The organism is Pseudomonas sp. zfem002 (genome assembly GCF_032621685.1).
Lineage (GTDB): Bacteria > Pseudomonadota > Gammaproteobacteria > Pseudomonadales > Pseudomonadaceae > Aquipseudomonas > Aquipseudomonas japonica.
Genome location: NZ_JAVYJH010000021.1, coordinates 189,783 through 202,248, shown reverse-complemented (window position 1 = coordinate 202,248; position 12,466 = coordinate 189,783). Strand labels below are relative to the sequence as shown.

Below are 12,466 nucleotides of genomic sequence, written 5' to 3'. Positions count from 1 at the left end.
GACGTCACCCTGCGCGACGGCAGCCATGCCGTGCGCCACCAGTACACCCTGGACAATGCCCGCGACATCGCCCGGGCGCTGGATGCGGCGAAAGTCGACTCCATCGAAGTGGCCCACGGCGACGGCCTGCAGGGTTCCAGCTTCRRCKACGGCCTGCAGGGTTCCAGCTTCAACTACGGCTTCGGCCGCCACACCGACCTGGAGTACATCGAGGCGGTGGCGGACGTGGTCAGCCACGCGAAGATCGCCACGCTGCTGCTGCCCGGCATCGGCACGGTGCACGATCTGAAGGCCGCCTATGACGCCGGCGCCCGGGTGGTCCGCGTCGCCACCCACTGCACCGAAGCGGACGTGTCGAAACAGCACATCGAATACGCCCGCGAGCTGGGCATGGACACCGTCGGCTTCCTGATGATGAGCCACATGATCCCGGCCGAGCAGCTGGCGGCGCAGGGCAAATTGATGGAGAGCTACGGTGCGCAGTGCATCTACATGGCCGACTCCGGTGGTGCGATGAACATGCAGGACATCCGCGAGCGCATGCGCGCGTTCAAGGCGGTGCTCGATCCCGCGACCCAGACCGGCATGCACGCGCACCACAACCTGAGCCTGGGCGTGGCCAACTCCATCGCCGCGGTGGAGGAGGGCTGCGACCGCATCGACGCCAGCCTCGCCGGGATGGGCGCGGGGGCGGGCAATGCGCCGCTGGAAGTGTTCATTGCTGCCGCCGAGCGCCTGGGCTGGAACCACGGCACCGACCTCTACACCCTGATGGACGCCGCCGACGATATCGTCCGACCGCTGCAGGACCGCCCGGTGCGGGTGGATCGCGAATCGCTGGCGCTGGGTTATGCGGGTGTCTATTCGAGCTTCCTGCGCCACGCGGAAATCGCTGCGAAGCGTTATGACCTGAAGACAGTGGACATCCTCGTCGAGCTGGGCAAGCGGCGCATGGTCGGTGGGCAGGAAGACATGATCGTCGATGTGGCGCTGGACCTGCTGGCCCGGCAGGGCTGATCCACGCGGGGGCCGCCGTTGCGAAGGACTGTACGGCAGTCCCCGGAAATGACCTCAAACAACAGTAAATAGCTGTGCAGGAGACAACCCATGAAAACCCATTCCGGTCGCGTGGCGATCATCACCGGTGCCTCGCAAGGCATTGGTCGCACCCTGGCCGTCAGCTTTGCCCGGCGGGGCGCCGACCTGGTGCTGTTGGACCTGGACGACTGCGCGCAGACCCGTGCCGAGGTCGAGAACGAAGGCGTCAAGGTGCTCAGCCTGGTCTGCAACGTGGCGCTCGAGGCCGACTGGCACAAGGCGCGTGATGCGGTCAGCGCCACCTTCGGGCGTGCCGATATCCTGGTCAACAACGCCGGCATCTATCCGTTCGCGGTGCTCGAAGACCTGACCCACGACATCGTCCGCCGGGTGCTGGCGGTGAACCTGGAGGGGCCGTTCCTCGGCGCGCAGACCTTCGTGCCACTGATGCAGCAGGGCGGCTGGGGGCGCATCGTCAATATCGCCTCCGACTCCATCGGCACCAACCTCAAGGGCCTGAGCCACTACATGGCGAGCAAGATGGGCGTGATCGGCCTGACCCGTGGCCTGGCCAACGAACTGGGGGACAAGGGCATCACCGTCAATGCCGTGGCCCCGGCGATCACCCGCACCCCCGGTACCCGTGGCGTGCCGGACGAGATCACCGCCTCGGTGTGGAACCAGCAAGCGATCCGCCGCTTCGCCGAGCCGGACGATATCGTCGGGCCCATCCTGTTCCTGGCCTCCGAGGATGCCGGTTTCGTTACCGGACAGACCCTGGTGGTGGATGGGGGGATGTGGAAGCTATGAACACGATCCGCAAAGGTAGAGCCGTGGTGCTGGAGCGCCCTGAGTCGTTGGTCTTGCGTGAGCTTTGCGTGCCTTCGCCCTCTGCAGGCGCCGTGGTGGCACGGGTGGAGTATGGTGGCGTGTGTGGCAGCGATGTGCACATGACCAGGGGCGAGTTCGATCTACCTCATGCCATTGTGCTGGGCCATGAAGGTGTCGGGGTGATCGAGGAACTGGGCGAGGGCGTGGTCCATGACTACGCCGGCGTCGCCGTGACCGCCGGCGATCGCATCTACTGGTGCCCCATCGCGCCGTGCCACAAGTGCTGGTATTGCACGATAGAGAAGGATTTCTCGTCCTGCACCCAGGCGACCTGGTTCGGTCCCGTGGACAAGCCTACCTGGGGTAGCTACGCCGACTTCGTGACCCTGCCCGAGGGGGCGGCCTTCTTCCGTATTCCCGACGGCACGACGAGCGAGGCCGTGATCGCCTTCGGCTGTGCCTTGCCGGCGGTCTTGCAAGGTGTCGAACGCGCGGGCGGGATCAAGCCGCTGAGCCACGTCGTGGTTCAAGGCTGCGGGCCGATCGGCCTGGCGGCGGTCATGCTGGCCAAGCTCTCGGGGGCTGCCACGGTGACCGCGATAGACGCCTCGCCCTTGCGCCTGAGGTTGGCTGAGCAGTTCGGCGCGACCGGCGTGCTGGACCTGGCCAGCACTTCGCTGGACGAGCGCCTGGAGCGCGTTCGCGCAGTCAGCGGGGGGCGTGGGGCCGACCTGGTCATTGAGGCCAGTGGGCACCGCTCGGCGTTCCCCGAGGGGCTGGGGTTGTGCGCCAGGAATGCGGCATACCTGTTGATCGGCTTGTGGGCGAGCCAGGGCGAGCAGCCGTTCGACCCTTCGCTGATCGTCCAGCGCAACCTGCGGCTGATCGGCACCCAGTACGCCCAGGGGCGTCACTATCACGATGCGATGAAGATCGTGTCGCTGCACCACCAGGCGTTCCCCTTCGAGGCGCTCATCACCCATCGCTGTGGCCTGCACGAGGCTCGGCAGGCGCTTGGACTGGTGACTTCAGGACAGGCGGGGAAAGTCGTGATGCGACCGTAGTCGCCGGATCACAAACACCTACACCTTCTCGGTAACCGACCTGGTGGGCAGCACTGCCCGCCATGGTTTCGGGCTGCCCATTGAAAGACAGGATTTGATAATGAACAACAAGAAACAAGTCCGGACCATCGCCATCGCCAGCACCCTGGCCGCCGCGATGTTGCCTTTGAGTGCGACTGCCGGTGGCCACTACACGCCGGGTGTCGAGGGCTTGCAGGCCGCCAGCGCGCCGCCACCAGGGCTGTATTACCTGGCCTACCTGATCGACTACGACATCGAGCGCTTCAATGCCCCGGGTGGCGACCACGATCTGCCGGGGCACAACCGTGGCCGGGTGAGCGCGGTGGCCAACCGGCTGATCTGGATTACCGAGCACAAGGTGCTGGGCGCGGACTTCGCCGTGGAGGCGATGGTGCCGGTGGCTCGCACCTCGCTCGACCTGGACGCCGCCGGGATTTCCGACACGCGCACCGGCATCGGCGATATCTACGCCGGCCCCGCGCTGGCCTGGCATGGGCAGCGCTGGGATGCGGTGGCCACCGCCGGGATGTGGTTCGACAACGCCAGCAACGACGAGCCGGCGTCGCCGGGCAAGGGCTTCAAGACCGCGATGTTCACCGGTGGCCTGACCTGGTATTTCGACACCGCGAAGACCGTCAGCGCCTCGGGCCTGTTGCGCTTCGAGCGCAATGGCGAGAACGATGACGGCTTCCGGCCCGGCAACGGGCTGACCTTCGAATGGGGCGTGGGCAAGCGGCTGGGCGCGGTGCAGGCCGGGGTGGTCGGCTACAGCCAGTGGCAGGTGTCGGACGACCGCGGGCGCGGGGCGAGCGATGATCGTGCATCGCGCCATGCAGTCGGCTTGCAGGTGGACTATGCGCTGCCTGGCACGGGCGTGCTTCTCAAGGCCGCCGCCTACAAGGAGATCGAAGCGACCGCGGGGACCGATGCCGCTGCGCAGGGGTCGTTGTTGCGCTTGACCATCGTCAAGGCGTTCTGAGCCCCAGTCTGTGGGAGCGCGCGTGATCGCTCCCACAGACTGGGTTGCGGCTCATGCAACAACCCGATGCTGGCGCAGTGTTCCTGATGCAACAGTCAATTCATCAGTACTTCTGCAGGCCTTGCCCCACAAGGCCTGCAGCCCTTGGCACGGGCATTGCCATGGTGCACTCATCCGTAAGAAGAGAGCTGCCCATGACCCTGCCGTTTCGCCGCCATCGCCTGGCCCTGCTGATCGCCGCCGCCTTGCTGCCCACCCAAGTCCTGCACGCCGCCGAGCCTGAAGACACCCCCGGGAAAAGACCGGACGCCCTGCCCACCGTGACCGTCACCGCGCAGAAGCGCGAGGAGTCGCTGCAGGATGTCGCCGCCGCCGTCTCTGCCGTGTCCGGCAAGGCCATTCTCGACACAGGCGGCGGCTTCACCGCCGGCAAGGCCCTGCGCGACGTGCCCAACGCCATCGCCCCGGAGTTCGCCGGCAACCAGCGCCCGCGCTGGTACATCCGCGGCATGGGCTCGGGGGACATGGCCTCGACCACGGTCTACCCGGTAGGCATCTACTTCGACGACACCTATATCAGCCCGCACATCGCCACCGGCGGTCCGCTCTACGACCTGGAGCGGGTGGAGATCCTCCGCGGCCCGCAGGGCACCCTGTGGGGCAAGAACACCACCGGCGGGGCGATCAACTTCGTCTCGCGCAAGCCGCAGTTCGAGGAGGGCAACGGCTACTTCAAGGTCGATGCCGGCAATTACGACGCGCGCCAGTACGAAGGTGCCTACGGCGGTACGCTGGTGGATGATCGCCTGGCCGCGCGGGTGGCCTTCGTCGACCAGAGCCGCGATGGCCAGTTGAAGAACATCGTCGATGATCACACCGTCGGCGATGTTCACGACCAGTCCGTGCGTGCGCAATTCCTCGCGCGCCTGAGCGACGACCTCGACGCCACCCTGCAGCTGCGTTCCCGCGACTACAAGGGCCAGGGCATCGCCACCCGCGCCTGGGGCGCCGGGCCCGGCGGGACCACGCTGTTCGGCCCGGCGCCGGCTGTGGACGACGACGAGGCGGCGTTCACCGGCAAGGCCGAGGACCGTATCCAGCACAACGGTGTGCAGTTGAACCTGCAGTGGGCCCTGGGCGAGCTGACCCTGGACTCGATCACCGCCTTCGACGATATCGAGGAAAAGGCCCAGGGGCCGAACATGGGCATCTACGAGTTCGGCCGGTCCTATGGCGACGATCACTGGCGCCAGGTGTCCCAGGAACTGCGCCTGTCCTCGGCGAAGAACCAGCCGCTGAGCTGGATCGTCGGCACCCACCTGTTCCACGAGAACCTCGACAGCGCCAACAGCAGCGCCATCCTGCCCACGGCCTACAACGCGCCGTTCGGCGTTGCCAGCTATGGCCGTACCGACCTCGAGCAGAGCACCACCAGCTATGCGCTGTTCGGCAGTTCGACCTGGCAGGCCACGGATGACCTGAGCCTGACCCTCGGCCTGCGCTGGACCCGCGAGACCAAGGACATCGACCTGCAGCGGGCTGCCGCGGCGGATGCCGCCGATGTCTCCTTCGGCAGTGTCGAGGGTTGGTGGAAGCAGTACACCGGTGCCCTGGCCACGGTCGCCAGCCAGGACGAGAAGCGCACCTGGAACAAGCTGACCTACGATTTCACCCCCGAGTACCAGCTCAACGACAACGCCCGGGTGTATTTCCGCTATGCCAAGGGCTTCCGCTCCGGCGGCTTCAACGGCGGGGCGACGGTGCAGGCCGAGACCTCGGTGGTGGCGCCGGAGAACGTCGATGCCTATGAACTGGGGATCAAGAGCGAGTGGTTCGACGAGCGCCTGGTGGCCAACGCCAACGTCTTCTACTACGACTATGCCGATATCCAGGTGAACAACGTCTCGGTGAGCAACGGCCAGGTGATCTCGCTGCTGACCAACAGCGGCGCCGGGGTGATTCGCGGGGCGGAGTTCGAACTGCAGGCGCTGCCGTTGCAGAACCTGCAACTGCGGGGTTCGCTGGGATTGCTGCACACCGAACTGAAGGACTTCTCCTCGCCGGGCGGGCCGGACTATTCCGGCAACCGTATTGCCCGGTCGCCGTCGCGGACCTTGTCGGTGGGGGCGAGCTACCGGATTCCATTGCAAGGGGGTGATGCCGTGACCCTGGACAACAGCTGGCGCTACCAGAGCCGCATCTACTTCCTGCCGACCGCGCAGGAGGATCACAGCGTGTCGCAGGGCGGCTACACCCTGGGCAATGCCAGCCTGACCTACCATTTCGGCGGGCGTCAGGACCTGGATGTCAGTGCCTACGTGAACAACCTCACCGACAAGCGCTACAAGACCGACAGCGTGCCGCTGCCGTTCGATGTCGCCTGGGATGCGCGGGGGGATCGGCGGACGTATGGGGTGTCGCTGACCAGCCATTTCTGATCCGGGATTTATTGTGACGTTGGACCTGTGGGAGCAACTGTCTTGGGGCTTGGGGCTTGGGGCTGGTGCTGAGGTTTGTGTGCATATCCATTGGCCAAGGCGACCTTGAGTCACCTTTTCGCCCTTACGGCGACCCACTTTTGAAAAGCGCAAAAGTGGGCAAAACGCTTTCGCTCCTGCATCCGGCCCTCCGCTGCGCTGCGGGTTCCCTCCCTCCGCACTGATTCCGGGGGCCGCGCCATACGGGCTCCTGCCCGATGGCGCTTTCCGGGCCATCCATGGCCCTCCACCCCCTACATCAGCGCTCCACTCGGCCTCCTGATGTCGCACGTAGATCAAGATCAAAAGCACAATTCGCTGCGCTCTTGCCGGGCGAGGGTGCTCTCAGGAGGGTGACGGCTACGTTCTGGGTTTTGCTTTTGCTCTGGCTTTTGCTCTGGCTCTTGATCTTGATCTACCGGCGACATCAGGAGGCTGAGTGGAGCGCTGATGTAGGGGGTGGAGGGCCATGGATGGCCCGGAAAGCGCCATCGGGCAGGAGCCCGTATGGCGCGGCCCCCGGAGTCAGTGCGGAGGGAAGGAACCCGGAGCGAAGCGGAGGGCCGGATGCAGGAGCAAGAGCGTTTTGCCCACTTTTGCGCTTTTCAAAAGTGGGTCGCTGTAAAAGCGAAAAGGTGATTCAGCGTCGCCTTGGCAAATGGATCATCACACGATATCCCGCACCCGTACCCGCAGCGCTCAACACAAAGCATCTGATCACCGTACCTCTGGTTCAAGACACAAGCGGATTCATCCGCGATCGGCCGCAAAGCGGCCGTAAAACCTGAGTGCACGGTGTGTCAGGGAGATTCGGGACTCAGGTTCTACGACGGCTTCGCCGTCGATCGCGTGGTCCGCCATCGCGGATGAATCCGCTCCCACAGGTACTGCGCAGATCCTTGATAGCGTTGCAGCCGATCAGCCCTTGTCCCGCAACCACAACTGATCGAAGCGCCAGGTCGGGAACAGGGTCTTCTCCGCCGCCGCGCCACCCACCCGCCGGGCGAAGCCGTCCACCAGGTTGGCATAGCCCCACACCAGCATCCCGCCGCGTTCGTACTGGATCCGCTGCGCCTCGTGCACCAGCGGCTTGCGTTTCTCCACATCCGGCTCGGCCAGCGCCTGCCGGAACAGCTCGGTAAAGCGCGGGTCGTCGAAGTGGGTCTTGTTCGCCACCGACACCGGCGCATCGGCATGCAGCGCACAGGTGAGGAAGGGCGCGCCGATGCTGCCGCCGGTGCTGAAGGTCCACTCGGTGTGCTGCGGACCATTGAAGGTCGCGGCGTCCACCTGGCGCACATTGATGTCCACGCCGGCGCGCCGGGCCTGCTCGGCGAACACCAGGGCCGAGGACAGCGCCACGCCTTCCTGTTCGGCCACCAGCTCCAGCTTGAGGTTTTCCTGGCCGGCTTCGCGCAGCAGTGCCTTGGCCTTTTCCAGGTCCTGGCGGCGCGGCGGGATCGCGTGATCGAAGGTCGGGTCGTTCGGTGCATACAGATCGTTGGCCGGCCGTCCCTGGCCGTTGAGCACCCGCGCCACCAGGTCCTCGCGATCGGCCAGCAGGCGAAAGGCCTGGCGCACCCGCGGGTCGTCGAACGGCGCTTTCTGCGTGTTCATGTCGAACCCCAGCCAGTTGCCGGTGACCGAGGTCAGCACCTGCAGGCGCGGGTCGTTCTCGATCAGGCGCAGGTGCTCGGCAGCCAGGGCGTTGGCCATGTCCAGCTGGCCGGCCTTGAGCGCGGCGAGGCGTGAGGTCTGGTCCTTGAAACCGATGATCTCCAGCTCGTCGGCATAGGGCCGGCCGCTCTTGTAGTAGTTCTCGAAGCGGGTGAACAGCGAGCGCTGGCCGGCGGCGAAGCTCTTGAAACGGTACGGCCCGGCACCCACCGGGTTGGTCACCGGGTGATAGTCCACCGGCACGATGCCGCCGAAATTGACCCAGGTCTCCGGCAGCGGCACGAAGCCCGCGCCGTCCTTGAAGCGCACGCGCAGGGTACGCTTGTCGAGTTTCTCCAGGTTGTCGCGGTCGATCCAGTGCAGCAGCGCGGCGAAGGGCGAGGCCAGTTGCGGATCGGTCAGGCGGCGGATGGAGAACTGCAGGTCGTCGGAGTCGATGGTCTTGCCGTGATGGAATTCCAGGTCCTTGTGCAGGCGCAGGGTCCACACCTTGCCATCCGGACTGACCTCGGCCTCTTCGGCCAGGGCCAGGCGCGGCAGCATGTTCTCGTCCCACTCCCAGAGTTTGCTGTACAGGGCGAAGCCGCGAACGATGCCGCTGCCGATCGGCTTGTGCGCATCGAGGTTGCCGGCCTGGTTGCCGTCGAGAATGCCCAGGCGCAGGCGGCCGCCGTAGCGTGGGGCGTTGTCGCTGGCGTCGCTGCTGGCGGACTGGCGCTCATCGTCGCAACCGGCGAGCAGGCTGCCGCCCAGGGCCAGGCCACCGAGGGCCAGGCCATTGCCGAGAAAGCGGCGGCGGGTGAAGGGAGGGTGTTGGCTCATGCTGTTGCCTCTGTGCGATTCGTTGCAGGGGCAGAGCAGGTTTCACGCCAGATGGGGGAGGGCCCGGAAATGCTGGGGTTGGCTCGGGGACGTGCTGCATGTCGGGCAGTTGGGTGTTGCACGGGCAGCAGCGGATCAGCAGAGGACGTACAAACCCGGTAGGAGCGTGGCATGCCCGCGAACGGGCGCGCAGCGGCCGCTGGGCTGACCTCGAATCGGGAACCGGGACCGCGTTGCGGTCGTTCGCAGGCAAAGCCAGCTCATGCCCGGGGGAGAGGGTATGCGGCAATCAGAAGGTGTATCCGACTCCGGCCTGCGCCCGGATAGGCATAGGTGTTGAATGCTCCCTCGTCATAGCCCTTGTTGAACACGTTCTTCACAACGATCGTGCGGCGTTTGCGCGCAAGGCATGCTTGAGCAGCGTCACCGATGCGGCCAGCAGGACCAGGTCCTTGATCAGGAACGAGGTGGCGCCCCCCATCGCCGGAAAGCCGCCGGCGGACGCTTCCCAGGCCCCGGGCGTGGAGAACACCAGCGTCAGGGTCACCAGGTAGGTCAGCGCCGAGGCAGCGGCGGCGGCGGCGCCGATTCTCGGCCACCAGGCCCCGAGGGCCAGGCCCAGGCCGATGCTCCACTCGGCGACGCCCAGGGCATAGCTGGCGCCTTGGATGCCGAACAGCCCGTGCATCCAGAACAGCAATGGACTGTTGTCGAGCAGCGGGATGAGCGCCTGCGCTTCGTAGTCGAACCATTTGGCATAGCCGAACAGGGCGAAGATCAGCACCAGCGCCCAGCGCAGCAACGCAATATCGGCCTGGCTATCGAGCATTCGGTTCATGGTGAAACTCCTGGACAAGAGGTGAAATGGTGTTCGCCTGAGAGGCTGGGCATTCTAGGCAGCCGCTCCTGGAGCCTGGGTTCCAGGCGTCGCGGGAATGCGACTGATCGTCCAGCGATGAGGAGAAACATGGATCACCTGGCAACGCTGCTCAAACAGTTCAACCTGCATGCCGCGACCTATTTCCAGGGCGGGTTCTGCGGATCGAGCCACTACGCCGATCCCGCGTGCGGGCATATCCACCTGCTGCGCGGCGGCGGCATCACCTTCCAGGAACACGGCGGGCGCCTGCACCGCCTGGAAGAACCCGGCCTGATGCTGGTGGTACGCCCCAATGCCCATCGTCTGATCGCCAGCGAAACCGATCGCGCCGAGCTGGTCTGCGCGACCCTGAGGTTCGATGGTGGCGCGGCCAATCCGCTGCGCCAGGCGTTGCCCGACTATATCGTCAGCCCGTTGCGCGAACTGCCGCAGCTCACGGGCTGCATCGACTGGCTGTTCGACGAAGTGGTGGGCCAGGGTATCGCCCGCGAGCTGGTGCTCAACCGGCTTTTCGAGCTGGCGGTGATCCAGGCGCTGCGCCAGTTGCTGGCCGAGCGCCGGGTGGCGCCGGGCGTGCTTGCCGGGCTGGCCGACAACCGCCTGTGCCGTGCGCTGGCGGCGATGCACGAGCGGCCCCGGGAGCCCTGGACGGTGGCCGAGCTGGCTGGGCTCGCGGCCATGTCGCGGGCCAGTTTCGCCGAGCACTTTCGCCGCGTGGTCGGGGATACCCCTGCGGATTACCTGGCCACCTGGCGGGTGACCCTGGCGCAAGGTCGGCTGCGCGCCGGCGCGCCGATCGCGGTGGTGGCCCAGGAGGTTGGCTACGAGAGTGCCTCGGCGCTGGCCAGGGCGTTCCGGCGCAAGATTGGCCTGAGTCCCAGGCAATGGCTCAGGCTGGAGTGATTGCGTGGCGTCCAGTGCAAACTTCGATGCCACTGGGGGGCTGTGGTTTGTCAGCGACAGGCAGGGGTATTTATGCAAATTTGATGGTCTGGCGGGGAATCGCATCGAGGCCGCGAGGTGCCTGTCTTGAGTCTTGCAGCGCTCTCCAGATCGAGCGCCGCCCGCGCGGCGCATCGCGGATGAATCCGCTCCCACATTTGTTGCAACGTGCCATGGCCTGTTGGATTTGAGTTGTCAGCCTTTGTTTTTTCGGCGATGTATCGCGGGGAGGCTGGGTTCGACTCGATATCGAGTCGACCACAAAAGGCGGTCAACCATGGCCTGTCAGGCATAGGCACGTTGCAACAAATGTGGGAGCGGATTCATCCGCGATGCGCCGTGCGGGCGGCGCTCGATCTTCAGAGCGCTGCAAGACTCAAGGCAAGCACCTGGCGGCCTGAGCCCCATGGCGCCCGCGCCCACCAGGACCGCGCAGCGCCTTCAGAGCACCACCTTGACCTGCAGCCCGAGAACCAGGGCATTGTCGATATCGCTGCCGGAGAAGGCGCCGGGTTCCATGACGTATTGCACATCCGGCCGCAACACCAGCCATGGCGTGGCCTGGTAGCCATAGCTCAGCTCGACCAGGCGCTCGGCGTTGCCCAGGCCGGGGAAGTCCTCGCCATTGGCCAGCGCGGTATTTTCCTGGACTTCGCGGCTGCGCGGGTTGGGCACGGCACGGCCGAAGCCTAGCGCGACGGTGTCGGCCGGGCGGCTGGCGAACGGCTGTTTGAGCACCACCCCGGCGCTGTACCACTTGCTGAACGGCGACGCCGCCGAACTGGCCGCCGCAGCCTGGCCGAACACATGCAGGCGCTGCCCCGGCAGATCGCTGGCCTGCCACACAGCCTGGTCCAGCAGCAGGTAATGACCGCCACGGCCGGCGACCTCGTCGTCGCTGCCGATGCGCTGGGCATTCGAGCTGTCGTAGTACCAGCCGACCTTGTATTCGCCCGGCAGGCCGTCGAGCTTGCGGTAGACCAGTTCCACCGGGACCACGGTGCCGGTCTTGTGTTTGGGCGCGACATGCCAGGCGCGGCTGGAATTGCCGTTGCTCTGCGGATCGACGGCAAAGGCCGCCACGCGCAGTTGCCAGGCCGGGTCGAAGCTGTATTTCAGGCGCACGCCAAGGCGCGCATTGGGGTAGTTGGTCCAGCCGCTGCCGCCGGACATGTTCAGCGGATGCCCGCAGAAGCCGGCGTTCATGAAGTTGCACAGGATGCCGCTGTCGAGGCCGCCGAGGTCGTTGCCCATGGCCATGTAGCCGAGCTTGACGTCCAGCGCGGGGGTGAACAGCGTGCGTTGGTAGCTGAGTTCGGTGAGGCGGGTATAGAGGCCGCCGTAGTTTTCCTGCAGCGGCAGGCGGTTGCCCACCAGGTCGGCGGAGCCGTCGTTGCCGCGGCGGTCGTTGATCGTCAGTTGGACCACGCCGGCATTTTCGCGCTGGAGCAGTTTCTCCAGGTCCAAGCGCACGCCGAGCTTGAGGTTCTGCGAGTAACGCGCCGAGCGCTTGAGGCCGCCGTGGGCGTTGTACACGGTCTCGCCGCTGTAGTCGCCGCTGAAGCGGATGCCGTCGGCGTCGAGCTGGTGGCGCAGGCCGCCCCAGTCGCCAGTCAGGGTCGAGTCGTCGAAGGCATTGGCGCGGGCAAAAGCAGGCAGCAGGCAGGTGCCGAGCAGCACTGCCGGAAGGTAACGCGGGAAAGCAGGCATTCAGGTCATTCCGGGAAAAGCGAGC

Annotated in this window: 9 protein-coding genes; 6 read left to right on the top strand and 3 right to left on the bottom strand. The window is 65.9% G+C overall.

Annotated features, from left to right (window positions below):
• The 5 genes from dmpG to RTI28_RS22360 form a co-directional block, all read left to right on the top strand.
• Positions 1 to 1,017, top strand: a 1,017-nt coding sequence (dmpG, locus tag RTI28_RS22380; RefSeq protein ID WP_316922467.1) for a 4-hydroxy-2-oxovalerate aldolase, incomplete at its 5' end; no start/stop codon positions are given.
• A 90-nt stretch (positions 1,018 to 1,107) separates the two neighbouring features.
• Positions 1,108 to 1,848 carry an SDR family NAD(P)-dependent oxidoreductase gene (locus tag RTI28_RS22375; RefSeq protein ID WP_316922466.1) on the top strand — a complete coding sequence of 247 codons (741 nt, stop codon included), beginning with the start codon at positions 1,108 to 1,110 and terminating at the stop codon, positions 1,846 to 1,848.
• A 68-nt stretch (positions 1,849 to 1,916) separates the two neighbouring features.
• Positions 1,917 to 2,933 (top strand): zinc-binding dehydrogenase, encoded by a 1,017-nt coding sequence (locus RTI28_RS22370; RefSeq protein WP_316922465.1) that lies wholly within the window; start codon positions 1,917 to 1,919, stop codon positions 2,931 to 2,933.
• A 100-nt stretch (positions 2,934 to 3,033) separates the two neighbouring features.
• Positions 3,034 to 3,933, top strand: a complete 900-nt coding sequence (locus RTI28_RS22365; RefSeq protein WP_316922464.1) for a transporter — start codon at positions 3,034 to 3,036, stop codon at positions 3,931 to 3,933.
• A gap of 194 nt (positions 3,934 to 4,127) precedes the next feature.
• Entirely contained in the window at positions 4,128 to 6,371 is a 2,244-nt protein-coding gene (locus RTI28_RS22360; protein ID WP_316922463.1) for a TonB-dependent receptor, read from the top strand.
• Positions 6,372 to 7,328: 957 nt separating this feature from the next.
• Here the strand turns inward: RTI28_RS22360 and RTI28_RS22355 are convergent.
• Together RTI28_RS22355 and RTI28_RS22350 are read right to left on the bottom strand one after the other, a co-directional pair.
• Entirely contained in the window at positions 7,329 to 8,909 is a 1,581-nt protein-coding gene (locus tag RTI28_RS22355; RefSeq protein ID WP_316922462.1) for an ABC transporter substrate-binding protein, read from the bottom strand.
• Positions 8,910 to 9,285: 376 nt separating this feature from the next.
• Positions 9,286 to 9,747 (bottom strand): YkgB family protein, encoded by a 462-nt coding sequence (locus RTI28_RS22350; RefSeq protein ID WP_316922461.1) that lies wholly within the window; start codon positions 9,745 to 9,747, stop codon positions 9,286 to 9,288.
• Positions 9,748 to 9,876: 129 nt separating this feature from the next.
• On the opposite strand from RTI28_RS22350, the gene RTI28_RS22345 reads away from it, so the two are divergent.
• On the top strand, positions 9,877 to 10,692 hold the full coding sequence (locus RTI28_RS22345; RefSeq protein WP_316922460.1) for an AraC family transcriptional regulator: 816 nt from the start codon (positions 9,877 to 9,879) through the stop codon (positions 10,690 to 10,692).
• 480 nt (positions 10,693 to 11,172) lie between these two features.
• On the opposite strand, the gene RTI28_RS22340 is transcribed toward RTI28_RS22345, so the two are convergent.
• A complete protein-coding gene (locus RTI28_RS22340) occupies positions 11,173 to 12,441 on the bottom strand; it encodes a carbohydrate porin (RefSeq protein ID WP_316922459.1) in 1,269 nt (422 codons plus the stop codon).
• Between the last annotated feature and the right edge of the window lie 25 nt (positions 12,442 to 12,466).